Origin of the sequence: Geodermatophilus siccatus (genome assembly GCF_900103785.1) — a bacterium.
GTDB lineage: Bacteria > Actinomycetota > Actinomycetes > Mycobacteriales > Geodermatophilaceae > Geodermatophilus > Geodermatophilus siccatus.
Genome location: NZ_FNHE01000001.1, coordinates 216870 through 233324 on the forward strand (window position 1 = coordinate 216870; position 16455 = coordinate 233324).

Consider the following 16455-nt stretch of genomic DNA (forward strand, 5'->3'; position numbering starts at 1 on the left):
GTTACCGGCCAGTAGAAGCGACCCCTCGGGGTGTCCCCCGGTGGCACACTCGCAGGCGCCGAGGGGAGGACCGCGATGGCACCGGTGGCCGGCACGCACTACCTGGCGGGACCGGTGATCGCGTTCGCCGTCGTCGCGGGGCTCGCGCTGTTCCTGCGGTGGGCCTTCCGCAGCGACCCGCGCCGTCGTCCCCCGGCGGACGACGGGCTGCTCACCCGCGTCGCCACGCTCTCCCGGCGCGAGTCGGCGCTGGCGCTGCGCGCGGTGCTCTCCGACGCCGGGATCCGCTCGACCGTGCGCGTCCCCGGTCCGCACCGGGCGGAGGTGCTGGTCTTCCCCGAGGACGCCGACCGCGCCCGCGCGCTGGCCGCGTCGTTCCGACCCGGTTAGCGAGACGACCCTCGTGCCCCCCGGACCTCGCTCCGCTCGGCTCGGGCCCCTGCACGAGGGCCATCAGTCGGGGCGCTGCACCCGCTCGATCCGCGCGCCCAGTCCGCGCAGCTGCTCGACGAAGTCGGGGTAGCCGCGGTCGACGTGGTGCACGTCCTGCACCTCGGTGACGCCGTCGGACACCAGCCCGGCCAGCACCAGCCCGGCGCCGGCCCGGATGTCGGTGGCCAGCACCGGCGCGCTGGAGAGTCGCTCCCGCCCCCGGACGACGGCGTGGTGGCCGTCGGTGCGCACCGAGGCACCCAGGCGGACCAGCTCGTTGACGAACATGAACCGGCCCTCGAACACGTTCTCGGTGATCAGCGCCGTCCCCGTGGAGACGGCGGCCAGCGCGACCGCCATCGGCTGCAGGTCGGTCGGGAAGCCCGGGTAGGGCAGCGTGACGACGTCCACGCCGCGCGGGCGGCCGTCCATCGCCACCCGCAGCCCGTCGGGCAGCGGCTCGACCTGCGCACCGGCGTCGCTGAGCTTGGCCAGCGCCACGGTGAGGTGGTCGGCGACGGCCCGCTCGATGACGACGTCCCCGCGGGTCATCACCGCCCCGATGGCCCAGGTGCCGGCGACGATCCGGTCGGGCACGGTCGTGTAGGTGACCGGCTGCAGCCCCGGCACGCCGTCGACGGTGATGGTCGAGGTGCCCGCGCCGTCGATCTGCGCGCCCATCGCGGTGAGCATCGCGCAGAGGTCGACGATCTCCGGCTCGCGGGCGGCGTTGTCGATGACCGTCGTCCCCTCGGCGAGCACCGCGGCCATGACCAGGTTCTCCGTCGCGCCGACCGACGGGAAGTCCAGCCAGATGCTCGTGCCCTCCAGCCGCGGCGCGGTGGCCACGAGGAAGCCGTGCTCGCTCTCGATCGTGGCGCCGAGCCGCTCGAGGCCGGAGATGTGCATGTCCAGCCCGCGCGAGCCGATCGCGTCGCCGCCGGGCAGCGCCACCCTGGCCGACCCGCAGCGGGCGACGAGCGGGCCGAGCACGCTGATCGAGGCCCGCATCCGGCGCACCAGGTCGTAGTCGGTCTCCGTGCCGGGCCGGTCGGGCACGTCGACGACCAGCCGGCCACCGCCGCCGACCGCGTGCCGCTCGTAGGTGACGTCGCACCCGAGTCGGCGCAGCACCTCGCTCATGATCGCCACGTCGAGGATGTCGGGGACCTCGTCGATGGTCGTCCGCCCGGCGGCCAGCAGCGCGGCGGCCATGAGCTTGAGGGCGCTGTTCTTCGCGCCGGTCACCCGCACCCGCCCGGTCAGGGCCGTGCCGCCGGTGACCTCGAAGCACTCCACCGGCTCACCCTACGGTGGCCCCGCTGCAGGGTCCCGCCGCGAGCCTGCGAGTGGTGGGGGGGCAGGGGGGCGTCCAAGGGGAGGGCAGCGGGGTCCTTCTTCTAGGCTCCGGGCATGACCGTCCGGCTGACCCGCATCTACACGAAGACCGGCGACGCCGGCCAGACGCACCTCGGGGACATGAGCCGGGTGGCCAAGACCGACCCGCGCCTGGTCGCCTACGCCGACGTCGACGAGGCCAACAGCGTGCTCGGCGTGGCGCTGGCCCTCGGGTCGCCGACCCCGGAGCTGACCGAGCTGCTGCGCAGCGTGCAGAACGACCTGTTCGACGTCGGCGCCGACCTCTCCACCCCGGTCACGCCGGACCCGCAGTACCCGCCGCTGCGGGTGACCGCCGCCTACACCGAGCGGCTGGAGGCGGCCTGCGACACGTACAACGCCGAGCTGCCCAAGCTGTCCAGCTTCATCCTGCCCGGAGGAACGCCGCTGGCCGCGCTGCTGCACCAGGCCCGCGTGGTGACCCGGCGGGCCGAGCGCAGCGTGTGGGCGCTGCTGCAGGCCGACGGCGAGCGCACCAACGCCGAGACCGCGCGCTACCTCAACCGGCTCTCGGACCTGCTGTTCATCCTCGCGCGGGTGGCCAACCCCGGCGGCGACGTGCTGTGGGAGCCGGGCGCGCACAGCGGGGCGCACGCCCAGCGGGCCGCGGCGTCCTCGGCGGCGGAGACCCCGGCGGCGGAGACCCCGGCCGCCGACTGACGGAGCACCCCTCCCCCAGAAGGACCCCGTCCTCCCCGACCGCCGCGAGCTCGGGCTGGGACCCGGGACGGGGCCGCGGTGGTGCCCTGGAGGGGGCCGTTCAGCGGACCGGGGGCGCGGACTCCACCCAGGAGAGGAAGCCGGTCACGGTCGAGGGGTCCATGGCCAGCTCCCGGGGTCCGGCCGCGGTGGCGCAGGAGAGGACGACGACGTCGTCGGGGAGGGCGACGTCCCCGGCATCCACACGGCGCCGGCCCTGCACCCGGAACTCGGCCCGGCACAGCCGCTGCTGCGGACGCACCGACAGCGACAGCACCCGGTACCAGAGCAGCGAGTCGCCGCCGTACCAGGCCACGCCCACCGACCAGCGCGGCGAGCCGGCCGACCGCAGCCACATGGTGACGGCACCGAGCCCGGAGAGCAGGAAGCGGCGGCGCAGCAGGAAGGCGACGACCAGTCCGACGAGGACCCCCACCACGACCACCAGGAGCAGTTCGGTCGTCATCGGGGGCGCCGGGCGGTCAGGCGGGCGGCCGGAGGCTCAGGCGTCCTGACCGGCGGCGCGCAGTCGCGACTGCGCGCGCCTGGCGGCGGCGAGGGCGTCGGGGTCGTCGCCGGCCTCCTCCGCCCGGCGCAACGCCTCGCGGGCCCGCTCGACGTCGATCTCGGAGGAGATCTCCGCGGTCTCGGCGAGGATGGAGACACCGCGGTCGGTCACCGACAGGAAGCCGCCGTGGGCCGCGACGACCATGTCCTCGCCCTCGACGGTGCGGACGGTGACGACGCCGCCCTCGGCGAGCTGGCCCAGCAGCGGCGCGTGGCCGGGCAGGACGCCGAGCTCACCCTCCGTCGTGCGGGCCACCACCATGTTGGCCTCGCCGGACCAGATCATCCGCTCGACGGCCACCAACTCGACATGCAGGGTCGCCACGACACTCCTCGGGTCCACCGGCCGGCGGTACGGGTCGCCACGTCCGGGCTGGACACGGCGACGGGTCGGGCACACTCTAGCCGCCGTGCCCGCGCCGTCCCCGCCAAGGCCCCGTCCGGAGGCTCACCGCGGGCTCGCGAGCGGTGCGGAGGACGGTGGCCTCCCTGCAGGGTCCCGCCACGAGCTCGCGAGCGGCGGGGGCAGGGAGGTCCTGCCTCAGGCGCAGCGGCGGTACAGCAGGGTCCAGCGGCCCACGCGCACCCAGGGACGGCGCACGGTCGAGGCCGGCGCCCAGTCCTCGGTGTGGAACTGCCGCCCGCCGACGTAGGGCACCGCCGCGGACGGCGGCCAGCTCCAGTCGGCGCCGTCCACCCGCGTCCCGGTGATGCCGTCCACGTCGTCTCTCCCGATCGCCGCCCAGCTGGTCCGGACGTCCTCGCACAAGATCGGCACAGGGCGAGGAGCCCTTGAGGCGACCCGCACCACACCCACCCGTCCGGACCGCCGCGCCGGGGCTACCCGCCGCGCCACCGGGAAACACGGAACGGCCGGGTCCCGTTGGGGACCCGGCCGTTCTCGGCGGTGCTGGTGGACACCTCGCCGGTTCCGTCCCGCCCCCACCCCGTGCATGCGAGGGGTGGGGAGGACGGGGTCCTCCGACGAGTGGCGGGGGGAGGTGGTCCTCGCTCAGGCGCGCTTCAGCTTGTCGGCGTTCCGCTCGAGGTCCTCGAGGCCACCGCACATGAAGAAGGCCTGCTCCGGCACGTTGTCGTACTCGCCGTCGGTGATCGCCTTGAACGCCTGCAGCGTCTCCGACACCGGCACGAACGAGCCAGGCTGACCGGTGAAGGCCTCGGCGACGAACATGTTCTGCGAGAGGAAGCGCTCGACGCGCCGGGCCCGGTTGACCGTGACCTTGTCCTCCTCGGAGAGCTCGTCGATGCCGAGGATCGCGATGATGTCCTGCAGCTCCTGGTAGCGCTGCAGCACCTGCTTCACCGTCTGGGCGATCGCGTAGTGCTCCTGCCCGATGTACTGCGGGTCGAGGATCCGGCTGGTGGAGTCCAGCGGGTCCACGGCCGGGTAGATGCCCTTCTCCGAGATCGGCCGGCTGAGCACCGTCGTCGCGTCGAGGTGGGCGAAGGTGGTGTGCGGCGCCGGGTCGGTGATGTCGTCGGCGGGCACGTAGATGGCCTGCATCGAGGTGATGGAGTGGCCGCGGGTCGAGGTGATCCGCTCCTGCAGCTCGCCCATCTCGTCGGCCAGGGTCGGCTGGTACCCCACGGCGGAGGGCATGCGGCCCAGCAGCGTGGAGACCTCGGACCCGGCCTGGGTGAACCGGAAGATGTTGTCGATGAAGAGCAGCACGTCCTGGTTCTGCTCGTCGCGGAAGTACTCCGCCATCGTCAGCGCGGAGAGCGCCACCCGCAGACGCGTGCCCGGCGGCTCGTCCATCTGCCCGAAGACCAGGGCGGTGGACTCGATGACGCCGGACTCGGTCATCTCGGTGATGAGGTCGTTGCCCTCACGGGTGCGCTCGCCGACGCCGGCGAACACCGACACGCCACCGAACTCCTGGGCGACGCGGCGGATCATCTCCTGGATGAGCACCGTCTTGCCCACGCCGGCACCACCGAACAGGCCGATCTTCCCGCCGGCCACGTAGGGGGTCAGCAGGTCGATGACCTTGATGCCGGTCTCCAGCATCTCGGTGCGGCCCTCGAGCTGGTCGAAGCGCGGCGCGTGCCGGTGGATCTCCCAGCGCGGCGCGTCGGCGCCGTAGCCGGGGGTGTCCAGGCACTGGCCGAGCGCGTTCCACACGTGGCCGGTGGTCACGTCACCGACGGGCACGGAGATCGCGGAGCCGGTGTCCCGGACCTCGGCGCCCCGGACCAGGCCATCGGTGGGCTGCATGGAGATGGTGCGGACCACGTTGTCACCCAGGTGCTGGGCGACCTCGAGGGTCAGCGTCTTGCCCAGGTCGGCGAGGGTGACCTCGACCTGCAGGGCGTTGAACAGGTCGGGCATCGCGTCGCGCGGGAACTCGACGTCGACGACCGGCCCGGTGACCCGGACGACGCGGCCGGTCGTCTGGGTGGTCGGACGGTCCTCGGTGACGGTCATCTGTACTGCTCTCCTGCCCTCGGCCTTGCGTTGGTCCGCGTCTTCGGTGTCCCTGCCGCGGGAGCGGCGGGGGTGGGGTCAGTCGTCGGCGCCCGCGGACACCAGCGCGTCCGCACCGCCGACGATCTCACTGATCTCCTGGGTGATCTCGGCCTGGCGAGCCTGGTTCGCCTGCCGCGAGAGGTTCTTCGCCAGCTCCTCGGCGTTGTCCGAGGCCGACTTCATGGCCCGTCGCCGCGACGCCGACTCCGACGCCGCCGACTCCAGCATCGCCGCGAAGATCCGCGTCGTCACGTACTTCGGCAGCAGGGCGTCGAGGAGGGCGTCGGGCGAGGGCTCGAACTCGTAGGAGGTGGGGACGCCGGAGTCGCCGGTGGTGACGCCGCTCTCCCGGTCCTCCCGCTCGTAGTCGAACTCCTCGACCTCCTCGACCTCCAGCGGGGCCATCCGCTTGGCGACCGGGACCTGCGCGAGCAGCGACCGGAACTCGGTGTAGACGATGTGCAGCTCGTCCACGCCGAGGACGCCGTCGGCGCCGGCACCGGTCTCGTCGTCGTCCTCACCGGCGGTGAAGGCGGCGATGAGCTGCTCCCCCACCCGCTGCGCGTCGGTGTAGTTGGGCTGCTCCGAGAACCCGGTGAAGGTCTCGGCCACCGGGCGGTTGCGGAAGGAGTAGTAGGTCTCCCCCTTCCGGCCCACCACGTAGAGGACCGGCTCCTTGCCCTCCTGGCGGAGCAGCGAGAGCAGCTCCTCGGTCCGGCGCAGCACGTTGACGTTGTACGAGCCGGCGAAGCCGCGGTCGGAGGTGATGACCAGCACCGCCGCCCGCCGCGCGTCCTGCCGCTCGGTCAGCAGCGGGTGGTCCAGCGACGCGGAACCCGCGAGGGCCGACAGCACCCGGGTGATCTCCCGGGCGTAGGGCTTGGAGGCCTCCACCCGGGCCTGGGCGCGCACGATGCGGGCGCCGGCGATCAGCTCCTGCGCCGAGAAGATCTTCTTCGTCGACTGCGTGGAGCGGATGCGGCGCCGCAGCGCGCGGAGGTTGCCGGCCACGGTCAGGCGCTCCGCTTGACCTGGACGCGCTCCTGGCCGCGCTCGGACGCGTCCATGGCCTCGGCCTCGGCCTCGTTGATGTGCAGCGTGCCGCCGTCGGAGGTCTGGAACTGGCCGTAGAACTCCTCGACCGCACGCTCCAGGCCCTGGACGGCGTCGTCGCCGAGGGCCTTGCTCTGCCGGATCCCGTCGAAGACGCCGCCGTGGTTGCGGGCGACGTGGTCGAGGAACTCGGCCTCGAAGCGACGCACCTCCGGCACCGGCACCTTGTCCAGCTTGCCGGTGGTGCCCAGCCAGATGGAGGCGACCTCGCGCTCCACCGGGTAGGGCTGGTACTGGCCCTGCTTGAGCAGCTCGACCAGGCGCTGGCCGCGCTCGAGCGTCGCGCGGCTGGAGGCGTCGAGGTCGGAGGAGAACGAGGCGAAGGCCTCGAGCTCGCGGTACTGGGCCAGGTCCAGCCGCAGCCGGCCGGCGACGGACTTCATCGCCTTGATCTGCGCCGAGCCGCCCACGCGGGAGACCGAGATGCCGACGTTGATCGCCGGGCGGACACCGGAGTTGAACAGACCCGTCTCGAGGAAGATCTGCCCGTCGGTGATCGAGATGACGTTGGTCGGGATGTAGGCCGACACGTCGTTGCCCTTGGTCTCGATGAGCGGCAGACCCGTCATCGACCCGGCACCCAGCTCGTCGGAGAGCTTCGCGCAGCGCTCCAGCAGCCGGGAGTGGAGGTAGAAGACGTCGCCGGGGTAGGCCTCGCGGCCCGGCGGACGGCGCAGCAGCAGCGAGACCGCGCGGTAGGCCTCGGCCTGCTTGGACAGGTCGTCGAAGACGATCAGGACGTGCTTGCCCTCGTACATCCAGTGCTGGCCGATGGCCGAGCCGGTGTAGGGGGCGATGTACTTGAAGCCCGCGGCCTCGGAGGCGGGCGCGGCGACGATGGTCGTGTACTCCATCGCGCCGGCCTCCTCGAGGGAGGCCCGGATGGCCGCGATCGTCGAGCCCTTCTGGCCGACGGCGACGTAGATGCAGCGGACCTGCTGGGTCGGGTCGCCGGTGGCCCAGGCCTGCTTCTGGTTGATGATCGTGTCGGTCACGATCGCGGTCTTGCCGGTCTGCCGGTCACCGATGACCAGCTGGCGCTGGCCGCGGCCGATCGGCGTCATGGCGTCGATGGCCTTGATGCCGGTCTGCATCGGCTCGTGCACCGACTGCCGCTGGACGACGGTCGGGGCCTGCAGCTCCAGCGCCCGGCGGCCGGTGGTCGCGATCGGGCCGGCGCCGTCGATCGGGTTGCCCAGCGGGTCGACCACGCGGCCGAGGTAGCCGTCGCCGACCGGCACGGAGAGGACCTCGCCGGTCCGGCGGACCTGCTGGCCCTCCTCGATGCCGGCGTAGTCGCCGAGGATGACGACGCCGACCTCACGGACGTCGAGGTTCAGCGCCAGGCCGCGGACGCCACTCTCGAACTCGAGCAGCTCGTTGGTCATGACCGAGGGCAGGCCCTCGACGCGGGCGATGCCGTCGCCGGCCTCGGTGACGATCCCGACCTCCTCCCGCGACACGTCGGGCGAGTACTCGGTGACGTAGTTCTGGATGGCACTGCGGATCTCGTCAGCGGAGATCGTCAGCTCGGCCATGGCGTGGTGTCCTCTTCCCTGCTGGGTGGTGTCTGAGTGGGAGCCGGGTCAGCCGACGAGCCGTCGGCCGGCGGCCTCGAGACGGTGGGCGATGCTGCCGTTGATGACCTCGTCCCCGACGCGGATGACCAGGCCGCCGAGCACGCTCGGGTCGACGGTCACCTGGAGGCCGATCGGGCGGTGGTAGAGGCGGCCGAGGAGCTCGGCCAGCCGGCGCTCCTGCGCGTCGGTCAGCGCCACGGCGGTCGTCACGTGCGCCACCGACTGGCCGCGGCGGGTGGAGGCCGCCTCGGAGAGGCGCTCGACGACGTTCTCGGCGTTGCCGATGGTCCGCCCGGTGAGGTGGTTGCGCAGCAGCATCGCGGAGATCGGGCTGACCCGGCCCGCGAGCAGCCGGTCCAGCAGCGCGGTCTTGCCGGCGGCCGGAGCGGTGCGGTCGCTGAGGATCCGGGACAGTTCCGCATCTCCCGCGACGATACGCCCGAAGCGGAACAGCTCGTCCTCGACGCCGTCGAGCTCACCGCGGGCGTCCGCGGCGTCCAGCGCGGCGTCCGTGGCCAGGGTCTCGGTCGCCTCCACCAGGTCCAGCGGCCGCGACCAGCGCTGCCGGGCCGCGGTCTCGACCAGGTCGAGCGTGGCCTCGGAGACCCGGCCGGACAGCAGTCGCCGCGCGACGCCGGCCCGGTCCGCCGGGCTGCCCGACGGGTCCGACAGCGCCCGGCGCAGCGCGACCTGCCCGTCGAGCAGGCGCGCGACGGCGAACAGCTCGTCGGCCAGGGCCGCGAGCTCCTCGGGGGTCGCGGCCCGCTCCTGGCCGGTCAGGCGGTCGCGCGCCCGCTCCAGCAGGCCGGAGGCCGGCCGGGTGATCTCGCCCAGCCGGTCCCGGACGGCGGCCAGCGCCTCGCGGCTGGAGGCATCCATCAGCGGTCGCCCTGCGCGTACACGGAGCTGCCGGTGGCACCGCCCCGGCCGTCCGGCGAGGCACCGGCGGCCATGCCGTCGAGCTGGTCGAGGAACCGGTCGACGGTGCCGCTGCGACGCGCCTGGTCCTCGAGGGACTCGCCGACCACGCGGCCGGCCAGGTCGACCGCGAGCGCGCCGATCTCGCCGCGCAGCTGGTTGACGACCTGCTGCCGCGAGGCCGCCAGCTGCTCCTCGCCGCGGGCGATGATCCGCGCCGACTCCTCCTGGGCCTGGGCCCGCAGCTCCTCGAGGATCTGCTGGCCCTCGGCCCGGGCCTGGTCGCGGATCTGCGCGGCCTCGGTGCGCGCCTCGGCCAGCTGGGCGCGGTACTGCTCCAGCGCCGCCTGGGCCTCGGCCTGCATGGTCTCGGCCCGCTCGATGCCGCCCTCGATCGCCTCGCGGCGGGCTCGGAAGACCTGCTCGAACCGCGGCCAGACGAACCTGGCCAGGACGAAGAAGGCGATCGCGAAGGTGATCGTCCCGATGATGATCTCCCCCACGGGGGGGAGCAGCGGGTTGACGCTCTCCGCAGCCAGGTTGCTCATGCTCTGCACGTCCCTACGTCAGATGGGGTCCGACCCGGGGGACCAGGTCACTGACCGAAGATGAAGGGCACGACCAGGCCGATGAGCGCCAGCGCCTCGGAGAGCGCGGCGCCGAGGAAGGCGTAGGTCCGGGTCAGGCCGGCCGACTCGGGCTGGCGAGCGGTCGCCTGGATGTAGGCGGCCCAGACGATGCCCACGCCGATGCCCGGGCCGATCGCGGCGAGGCCGTAGCCGACCGAACCGATGCTGCCGGTCAGCTCTGCCAGTGCGTCCATTGCTTGGGATTCCTCCTGTGTCGGTCGCCCGGGGGGTCCCCCGGGCGGCTGGCTGGGGGTGGTGCGGTCAGTGAGCGGGCTCGACGGCGCCGTTGAGGTAGGTCGCCGTGAGGATGACGAAGACGTAGGCCTGCAGGACGATGACCAGGAGCTCGAAGAAGGTCATGACCAGCGCCATGAGGAACGAGGCCGCACCGAAGATCGGCATGATGCCGCCGGCGGTCAGCAGGTAGACCGCACCGAGCGAGAACACGACGAGCAGCATGTGCCCGGCGAACATGTTGGCGAAGAGCCGGACCGCCAGCGTGAACGGCCGGATGATGAAGACCTGCAGCAACTCGATCGGCGTCACGAGGATGAGCGCACCGACCGGCACGCCGGGCGGGATGGCGGCGTCCTTGAAGTAGCGCCCCGCGCCCTGCTCCCGGATGCCGATGTAGTTGTAGAGCACCCAGACGATCACCGCGAGGACCAGCGGGAAGGCGAACTTGGAGTTCGGCGAGATCTGCGCGAACGGCACGATGCTCATGAAGTTGTTCGCGAGGATGAAGAAGAACAGCGAGGCGAGGAACGACGCGAACGGCAGCCCCTTCGGGCCGATGACGTCGCGGGCCATGCCGTCGCGGACGAGCGAGTAGCCGCTCTCGCCGATGTACTGCAGCTTGCCCGGCACGACGGCGGCCTTGCGGGCGGCGAGCACCAGCAGCGTGAGGATCGCCGCGGTCGCGATCCACATGATGATCGTGATCCGGGTGATCTCGAAGTCGATCCCCAGCAGCGAGAACGAGGCGACCGGCTCCGGGTAGAACTCGGCGATGGTGGGGGCGTGGAACCCGCCTTCCTCACCGCCACCTTCGGCGGCGAGCACGTCGACGAGCGCGTGGGCGCTGGAGGTCACCGTTGTCCCTTCTGCGTCCTGGTCGGGCTGCGGCGCCCGCCCCGGGTGGAGCCGGTGCGCCCGGACCCCTCGGTCGGGGGCGGGGCACCGTACTTGACGACCACCAGGTAGATGGCCACCGTCAGGCCGAGGAGCACGCCGATGAGGGCGACGAAGCGCGTGCCCCACCAGCGGTCGAGCAGCAACCCGACCCCGCCCCACACGATGATCCCCGAGAGCATGGTCCCGGTGATGCTCCACCCGATGTCGGCCCCGCTGGGCTGACGCTGGGCGGACGGTGCAGGTCGAGGTCGAGAACCCCCGCTGGAGGAGCTGTCCTCGGCCATCGGCCGGGACACTATCAGCCGCCTGCCGAGGGGCTCTCCGGCGGCAGCGGTGTTCCCCCGGTCGAGGGCGGAGCCGGGGGCTGTGCACGGGGCGGGTCGGGTGGGGTGACGTAGTAGAGCCGGCGGGTCCAGACCCAGCGCTGCTGGACGGCGCTCCAGACCAGCGCCCCCACGACCACCGTCCACGCCAGGGCGCGACGGTCCACCCAGCCGTCGGCCGGCAGCGACTGCAGCACGGCGGCCAGGACGACGATCTTCACGAGGAACGAGCCCAGTGCCGCCGGGAGCGTGAACGCGTCGCCGTGCCGCCCGGCCCAGGCGATGACCAGGCCGGACAGCGCGAAGAAGAGCGTGACGACGGCGGCGCCGAGCAGCACGGCCACGGCCACGTCCCACCCCGCGAGCAGCCCGGCGACCGGTGCGGCGACGGCGGTGAGCGCCGCGGTCACCGCCGTCCCCACGCGGAGGAAGGACAGGTCCCACGGGACCTGCTGCCCGGTCCCGGTGGCGGTCATCGGACTCCCTGGGGCGACGGCTTGCCGGCCGGGTCGGCCGGCCGGCCCTGGACGGAGGGGGCGGCGGTGCGCAGCGCCCGCCCCGTGGGGTGGTGCGCGCGGCTGCGCCGCCGCTGGGCCTCGAGCTCGGCGGCGCGGGCCTCGCGGGCGGCCCGCCGGGCGCGCGGGCTGAGGACCACGACGACGCCGAGGACGAGCAGCACCGCGATGCCGACGAGCAGCTCCACCCGGCCGCCGGTGATGGACAGGCCCACCGCACCGAAGGAGAGCAGCGCCGCCCAGAAGTACATGACCAGCACGGCGCGCCGGTGGGAGTGCCCGATCGCCAGCAGCCGGTGGTGCAGGTGCATCTTGTCCGGCGAGAACGGCGAGCGGCCGCGCAGGCTGCGGCGGACGACGGCCATGACCAGGTCGATGAACGGGATGGACAGCACCGCGATCGGCACCAGCAGCGGCAGGGCGAGCGGGAGCAGGGTCGCCGCGGAGTCGAACGTCTGCGGGTCGGCCTGCCCGGTCGCCGAGACCGCGGCCGCGGAGAGCATCAGGCCGACGAGCATCGAGCCGGAGTCGCCCATGAAGATGCGGGCCGGGCTGAAGTTGTGCGGCAGGAAGCCCAGGCACGCGCCCGCCAGGACCGCGGTGATCAGCGTGGGGGCGCTGGCGATGTCGTCGTAGCCCTCGACGCCCAGGTTGTAGCTGTAGGCGAAGAAGGCCAGCGCGGCGATCGCGGAGACGCCCGCGGCCAGACCGTCGAGGCCGTCGATGAAGTTGAGCGCGTTGACGGTGAGCACGGTCAGCAGCAGCGTCAGCGGGACGCCGATGTCGGGCCCGAGGGAGAGCGTCCCGATGTCGGCGACGGGGAGGAAGACGTAGAGCAGCTGGACGCCGAGCAGGACCATGACGCCGGCGGCGGCGATCTGACCGGTGAGCTTGGTGAGGGCGTCCAGGCCGAACTTGTCGTCGAGCACGCCGAGCGCGCAGATCAGCCCACCCGCGACGAGGACCGCGGCGGTCTGCGAGTCGTCGAAGGTGCGTTGCAGGGCCGGCAGCCGCGTCGCCACGAGGACTGCGGCGGCGACCCCGAGGTACATCGCGACGCCCCCGCCGCGCGGGGTGGGGATGACGTGCACGTCGCGTTCGCGCGGCGCGGCCATCATGCGCAGCCGGACCGCCGCCAGCCGCACCACCGGGGTGGCCAGGTAGGTGACCAGGCCCGCGGTGAGCAGGACGACGACGTACTCGCGCATGGCTCAGGCGGTGCCGGAGACGGTGCCCCAGGAGAGGGTGCTCATCGCAGCGGATCTCCCGGGATCGACGACGGAATGTGGTCCCACGGTATCGCTCCGACCTCCGCGCCACCGGGAGCGCGCGTCCCGCCTGGCCCTTCCGGGGTCCGGAGCCTGCGGGAGTGGCCGCGTCCTGGGCATGCGGAGGGCGCGGAGGACGGTGGCCCGTCCGGGCCCCGGTCCTGAGCCGGTGAGGTGCTGGGACGGCCCCCTGCAGGGGCCGGGCCCACCGCGAGCCTGCCAGCGGGGGGCAGGGGCGGCCCCGTCCCGGGTCCCGCCCTGAGCTTGCGAAGGGTGGGGAGGACGGGGTCCTGCCATCAGTCGACGATCTCGGGGACGACCTCGCGCAGCCGGTCGACCGGGATCGCCCCGACCCGCAGGACCCGCGGGGCCGGCACGGTGCAGTCCACGATCGTGCTGGCGGCGCTCCCGGCGCGCGGCCCGCCGTCCAGGACGACCGCCGCGTGCGGGCCGAGCTGGGCGACCGCCTCGTCGGCGGTGGTCGCGGCCGGCCGCCCGGAGCGGTTGGCGCTGGAGACCGCGAGCGGGCCGGTGCGCCGCAGCAGGTCCCGGGCGACCTCGTCGTCCGGGAGCCGGACGGCGACGGTGCCCTCGGCGTCCCCCAGGTCCCAGGCCAGGGACGACGCGTGCTCGAGGACCAGGGTCAGCCCCCCGGGCCAGAACGCCTCAGCGAGCTTCGTCGCCAGCGGTGGGACGACGGTGACCAGGCCGACGAGGGTGGACGCCTCGCCGATGAGCACCGGCACCGGCATCGTGCGGCCGCGGTTCTTCGCCGCCAGCAGCGCGGCGACCGCCGGCGGGGTGAACGCGTCGGCGGCGACGCCGTACACGGTGTCGGTGGGCATGAGCACCAGCTCGCCCCTGCCGATCGCCGCCGCCGCGGCGTCCAGCCCGGCGGCACGGGCGTCGGGGTCGGAGCAGTCGTAGGTCGCCGGGGTCGAAGACGGGGCCACGGAGGGCGAGTCTGTCATCCCCCGCTCCGGTGCGCGGTCGTGTACCGGGGACGGCCGGCCAGGTCGGGGTGGTCCTCGACGTCGGTCCAGCCGCCGGAGGCCCGCACCAGCGCGGGCAGTGCGCCCCCCTGCTGGTCGGCGTGCTCGATGCCCAGCCCGCCGCCGGGCCGCAGCAGGCGGGCGGCGGTGCGCAGCAGCCCGCGGACGACGTCGAGCCCGTCGGGGCCGCCCCACAGCGCGAGCGGCGGGTCGTGGTCGGCCACCTCGCGCGGCACCGTGGCGCCGTCGGGCACGTAGGGCGGGTTGGAGACGACGAGGTCGACCGTGCCGTCGAGGTCCCGCAGCAGGCGGGGGTCGGTCATGTCGCCGGACAGCACCTCGACGGGGGTGTCCCCCGCCGCGGCGCGGGTGGCGGCATTGGCCTTCGTCCACTCGATCGCGACGGGGTCGCGCTCGACGGCGGTGACCCGCGCGCCGGGGTGCTCGTGCGCGATCGCCAGCGCGATGGCGCCGGAGCCGCTGCCCAGGTCGACGACGACCGGCTCGGCCAGACCGGCCAGCCGCGCGAGCGCCCACTCGACGAGCTGCTCGGTCTCCGGCCGCGGCACGAAGACGCCCGGGCCGACGGCGAGCTCGAGGTGGCGGAACGGGGCGCGGCCGGTGAGGTGCTGCAGCGGCACCCGGTCGGCGCGCTGCCCGGCGAGGGCCTCGAAGCGGACGGCCGCGTCGTCCGGCACCTCGCCGAGGGTGAGCAGGCCGGCGCGGGGGACGCCGAGGACGTGGGCGAGCAGCAGCTCGGCGTCCACCCGTGGCGACTCGACCCCGGCGTCGGCGAGCCGCCGCGCGGCGTCGGTGAGCAGCAGCCGGGTGTTCAGGAGCCGGCCGCCAGCAGCTCGGCGGTGTGCGCGCGGGTGAGCGCGTCGATGACCGGGTCGAGCTCGCCGTCCAGCACCTGGTCGAGGTTGTGCGCCTTGAAGCCGACCCGGTGGTCGGAGATCCGGCTCTCCGGGAAGTTGTAGGTGCGCACCCGCTCGCTGCGGTCGACCGTGCGGACCTGGCTGCGGCGCTGGTCGCTGGCGGCCGCGGCGGCCTCCTCGCGAGCGGCGGCCAGCAGCCGGGAGCGCAGCACCCGCAGCGCCGACTCGCGGTTCTGCAGCTGGCTCTTCTCGTTCTGCGAGCTGACGACGATGCCGGTCGGCAGGTGGGTGATCCGGACGGCGGAGTCGGTGGTGTTCACGCTCTGCCCGCCGGGGCCCGACGAGCGGAAGACGTCGATGCGCAGGTCGTTGGGGTCGACGGTGACGTCGACCTCCTCCGCCTCGGGCAGCACGAGGACGCCGACGGCGGAGGTGTGGATGCGGCCCTGGGACTCGGTGACCGGCACCCGCTGGACCCGGTGCACACCGCCCTCGAACTTCAGCCGGGACCAGATGCCCTCGTCGGTACGGGACTTGATCGCGATCGAGACGTCCTTGTAGCCCCCGAGCTCGGCCGGCACGGCGTCGAGCACCTCGGTGGCCCAGCCGCGGCGCTCGGCGTAGCGCAGGTACATGCGCAGCAGGTCGCCGGCGAACAGCGCCGACTCCGCGCCGCCCTCCCCCGCCTTGATCTCGAGGATGACGTCCTTGTCGTCGTCGGGGTCCTTGGGCAGGAGCAGCTCGCGCAGCCGCTCCTCGAGCTCGGGCACCCGCTGCTCGAGCGCCGCGGCCTCGGCGGCGAAGGAGGCGTCCTCGTCGGCGAGCTCGCGCGCGGCGGCGAGGTCGTCACGGACGGCGTCCAGCGCGCGCTTCGTCTCCACCAGCGGGGCCAGCTGCGCGTAGCGGCGGCCCAGGCGCCGGGCGCGGGACGCGTCGGCGTGGACGGCGGGGTCGGCCAGCTCGGTCTCCAGCGCGGCGTGCTCGGCCAGCAGCCCGCTCAGCCGGTCAGGTGCGGCGTCGGTGCTGCTCATGGGAAGTCCTCTCGGGGTGGTGCACGGGGCTGGACACGACGACGGCGCCCGCCCCACGCGAGGTGGGACGGGCGCCGTCGGGTGGACTACTGGCCGGCGTTGGCGTTGCGCTTGCCGAACCGCTTCTCGAAGCGGGCCACGCGGCCGCCGGTGTCCAGGATCCGCTGCTTGCCCGTGTAGAAGGGGTGGCAGGCGGAGCAGGTCTCGACGGTCAACGTGCCGCCAGGTGCCGTGCTGCGGGTGGTGAAGGTGTTCCCGCAACCACAGGTCACCGTGGTGGTGTGGTAGTCGGGGTGGATGCCGGGCTTCATGTCGCCTCTTCCGGTGGTCTGTGCCGTTCAGGTGGTCGAACGCCGGCGGCCGGCCGGTCATTCCGGCCGCGCAGCGGGGCTCGGTCGCTCAGTATCCCTGACGCCGGCGACGTGCTGGGACGGCCCTCCTGCAGGGTCCCGGCCCGGGCGGAGCGAGGGTCGGGGGGCAGGAGGGG

At 73.6% G+C, this 16455-nt stretch carries 20 protein-coding genes; 2 read left to right on the forward strand and 18 right to left on the reverse strand.

Features of this window, described 5'->3' with window-relative positions; translation table 11 throughout:
• Positions 1-75: 75 nt before the first annotated feature.
• A complete protein-coding gene (locus BLS21_RS00965; RefSeq protein ID WP_091212673.1) occupies positions 76-390 on the forward strand; it encodes a hypothetical protein in 315 nt (104 codons plus the stop codon).
• Between the two features lie 63 nt (positions 391-453).
• Here the strand turns inward: BLS21_RS00965 and murA are convergent, their stop codons facing one another.
• Positions 454-1731, reverse strand: a complete 1278-nt coding sequence (murA, locus tag BLS21_RS00970; RefSeq protein ID WP_091212676.1) for a UDP-N-acetylglucosamine 1-carboxyvinyltransferase — start codon at positions 1729-1731, stop codon at positions 454-456.
• Between the two features lie 114 nt (positions 1732-1845).
• Between murA and BLS21_RS00975 the strand changes: the two genes are divergently transcribed.
• Positions 1846-2490, forward strand: coding sequence for a cob(I)yrinic acid a,c-diamide adenosyltransferase (locus BLS21_RS00975; protein WP_091212679.1), 645 nt, complete (start codon positions 1846-1848; stop codon positions 2488-2490).
• 100 nt (positions 2491-2590) lie between these two features.
• Here the strand turns inward: BLS21_RS00975 and BLS21_RS00980 are convergent, their stop codons facing one another.
• The 17 genes from BLS21_RS00980 to rpmE all read right to left on the reverse strand — a co-directional run bounded on the left by BLS21_RS00980 (position 2591) and on the right by rpmE (position 16279).
• Positions 2591-2995, reverse strand: coding sequence for a DUF2550 domain-containing protein (locus tag BLS21_RS00980; protein ID WP_091212680.1), 405 nt, complete (start codon positions 2993-2995; stop codon positions 2591-2593).
• A 36-nt stretch (positions 2996-3031) separates the two neighbouring features.
• The gene (locus BLS21_RS00985; RefSeq protein ID WP_091212683.1) at positions 3032-3421 is read right to left on the reverse strand and encodes a F0F1 ATP synthase subunit epsilon; all 390 of its coding nucleotides are present in this window, start codon (positions 3419-3421) and stop codon (positions 3032-3034) included.
• Positions 3422-3637: 216 nt separating this feature from the next.
• Complete coding sequence (locus BLS21_RS00990; protein WP_091212685.1) at positions 3638-3817, reverse strand: hypothetical protein; 180 nt, start codon at positions 3815-3817, stop codon at positions 3638-3640.
• 291 nt (positions 3818-4108) lie between these two features.
• Positions 4109-5545, reverse strand: a complete 1437-nt coding sequence (gene atpD / locus BLS21_RS00995) for a F0F1 ATP synthase subunit beta (protein WP_091212688.1) — start codon at positions 5543-5545, stop codon at positions 4109-4111.
• A 78-nt stretch (positions 5546-5623) separates the two neighbouring features.
• Positions 5624-6598, reverse strand: a complete 975-nt coding sequence (locus tag BLS21_RS01000; RefSeq protein WP_091212689.1) for a F0F1 ATP synthase subunit gamma — start codon at positions 6596-6598, stop codon at positions 5624-5626.
• Between the two features lie 2 nt (positions 6599-6600).
• Positions 6601-8238 (reverse strand): F0F1 ATP synthase subunit alpha, encoded by a 1638-nt coding sequence (gene atpA, locus BLS21_RS01005; protein WP_091212694.1) that lies wholly within the window; start codon positions 8236-8238, stop codon positions 6601-6603.
• 48 nt (positions 8239-8286) lie between these two features.
• On the reverse strand, positions 8287-9159 hold the full coding sequence (locus BLS21_RS01010) for a F0F1 ATP synthase subunit delta (protein ID WP_091212696.1): 873 nt from the start codon (positions 9157-9159) through the stop codon (positions 8287-8289).
• Entirely contained in the window at positions 9159-9746 is a 588-nt protein-coding gene (locus tag BLS21_RS01015) for a F0F1 ATP synthase subunit B (RefSeq protein WP_091212699.1), read from the reverse strand. Before BLS21_RS01015 ends, BLS21_RS01010 begins: the two co-directional genes overlap by 1 nt.
• 47 nt (positions 9747-9793) lie before the next feature.
• Positions 9794-10021 carry an ATP synthase F0 subunit C gene (gene atpE / locus BLS21_RS01020; RefSeq protein WP_089304012.1) on the reverse strand — a complete coding sequence of 76 codons (228 nt, stop codon included), beginning with the start codon at positions 10019-10021 and terminating at the stop codon, positions 9794-9796.
• Positions 10022-10088: 67 nt separating this feature from the next.
• Positions 10089-10919 carry a F0F1 ATP synthase subunit A gene (gene atpB / locus BLS21_RS01025; RefSeq protein ID WP_091212702.1) on the reverse strand — a complete coding sequence of 277 codons (831 nt, stop codon included), beginning with the start codon at positions 10917-10919 and terminating at the stop codon, positions 10089-10091.
• A complete protein-coding gene (locus BLS21_RS01030; protein WP_091213696.1) occupies positions 10916-11245 on the reverse strand; it encodes an AtpZ/AtpI family protein in 330 nt (109 codons plus the stop codon). The genes atpB and BLS21_RS01030 overlap by 4 nt, the downstream gene beginning before the upstream one ends.
• A 14-nt stretch (positions 11246-11259) precedes the next feature.
• Entirely contained in the window at positions 11260-11760 is a 501-nt protein-coding gene (locus tag BLS21_RS01035; protein WP_091212705.1) for a Cg1360 family ATP-synthase-associated protein, read from the reverse strand.
• Positions 11757-13007, reverse strand: coding sequence for a glycosyltransferase family 4 protein (locus BLS21_RS01040; protein ID WP_091212708.1), 1251 nt, complete (start codon positions 13005-13007; stop codon positions 11757-11759). The genes BLS21_RS01035 and BLS21_RS01040 overlap by 4 nt, the downstream gene beginning before the upstream one ends.
• A 356-nt stretch (positions 13008-13363) precedes the next feature.
• Positions 13364-14020: an L-threonylcarbamoyladenylate synthase gene (locus tag BLS21_RS01045; RefSeq protein ID WP_245699895.1), complete on the reverse strand. Its 657-nt coding sequence runs from the start codon at positions 14018-14020 to the stop codon at positions 13364-13366.
• A gap of 14 nt (positions 14021-14034) precedes the next feature.
• Positions 14035-14895 carry a peptide chain release factor N(5)-glutamine methyltransferase gene (gene prmC, locus BLS21_RS01050; protein ID WP_091212713.1) on the reverse strand — a complete coding sequence of 287 codons (861 nt, stop codon included), beginning with the start codon at positions 14893-14895 and terminating at the stop codon, positions 14035-14037.
• Positions 14892-15968: a peptide chain release factor 1 gene (gene prfA, locus BLS21_RS01055; protein WP_091212715.1), complete on the reverse strand. Its 1077-nt coding sequence runs from the start codon at positions 15966-15968 to the stop codon at positions 14892-14894. The genes prmC and prfA overlap by 4 nt, the downstream gene beginning before the upstream one ends.
• Before the next feature lie 86 nt (positions 15969-16054).
• The gene (gene rpmE / locus BLS21_RS01060) at positions 16055-16279 is read right to left on the reverse strand and encodes a 50S ribosomal protein L31 (RefSeq protein WP_091212718.1); all 225 of its coding nucleotides are present in this window, start codon (positions 16277-16279) and stop codon (positions 16055-16057) included.
• Positions 16280-16455: the final 176 nt, after the last annotated feature.

What these genes read in the sequence shown, in the direction of transcription:
- BLS21_RS00965 (WP_091212673.1), top strand. Translation starts at nt 76, where the DNA reads ATGGCACCGGTGGCCGGCACGCACTACCTGGCGGGACCGGTGATCGCG.
- BLS21_RS00975 (WP_091212679.1), top strand. Translation starts at nt 1,846, where the DNA reads ATGACCGTCCGGCTGACCCGCATCTACACGAAGACCGGCGACGCCGGC.
- BLS21_RS00980 (WP_091212680.1), bottom strand. Translation starts at nt 2,995, where the DNA reads ATGACGACCGAACTGCTCCTGGTGGTCGTGGTGGGGGTCCTCGTCGGA.
- atpD (WP_091212688.1), bottom strand. Translation starts at nt 5,545, where the DNA reads ATGACCGTCACCGAGGACCGTCCGACCACCCAGACGACCGGCCGCGTC.
- atpA (WP_091212694.1), bottom strand. Translation starts at nt 8,238, where the DNA reads ATGGCCGAGCTGACGATCTCCGCTGACGAGATCCGCAGTGCCATCCAG.
- BLS21_RS01010 (WP_091212696.1), bottom strand. Translation starts at nt 9,159, where the DNA reads ATGGATGCCTCCAGCCGCGAGGCGCTGGCCGCCGTCCGGGACCGGCTG.
- BLS21_RS01015 (WP_091212699.1), bottom strand. Translation starts at nt 9,746, where the DNA reads ATGAGCAACCTGGCTGCGGAGAGCGTCAACCCGCTGCTCCCCCCCGTG.
- atpE (WP_089304012.1), bottom strand. Translation starts at nt 10,021, where the DNA reads ATGGACGCACTGGCAGAGCTGACCGGCAGCATCGGTTCGGTCGGCTAC.
- BLS21_RS01030 (WP_091213696.1), bottom strand. Translation starts at nt 11,245, where the DNA reads ATGGCCGAGGACAGCTCCTCCAGCGGGGGTTCTCGACCTCGACCTGCA.
- BLS21_RS01035 (WP_091212705.1), bottom strand. Translation starts at nt 11,760, where the DNA reads ATGACCGCCACCGGGACCGGGCAGCAGGTCCCGTGGGACCTGTCCTTC.
- BLS21_RS01040 (WP_091212708.1), bottom strand. Translation starts at nt 13,007, where the DNA reads ATGCGCGAGTACGTCGTCGTCCTGCTCACCGCGGGCCTGGTCACCTAC.
- prfA (WP_091212715.1), bottom strand. Translation starts at nt 15,968, where the DNA reads ATGAGCAGCACCGACGCCGCACCTGACCGGCTGAGCGGGCTGCTGGCC.
- rpmE (WP_091212718.1), bottom strand. Translation starts at nt 16,279, where the DNA reads ATGAAGCCCGGCATCCACCCCGACTACCACACCACCACGGTGACCTGT.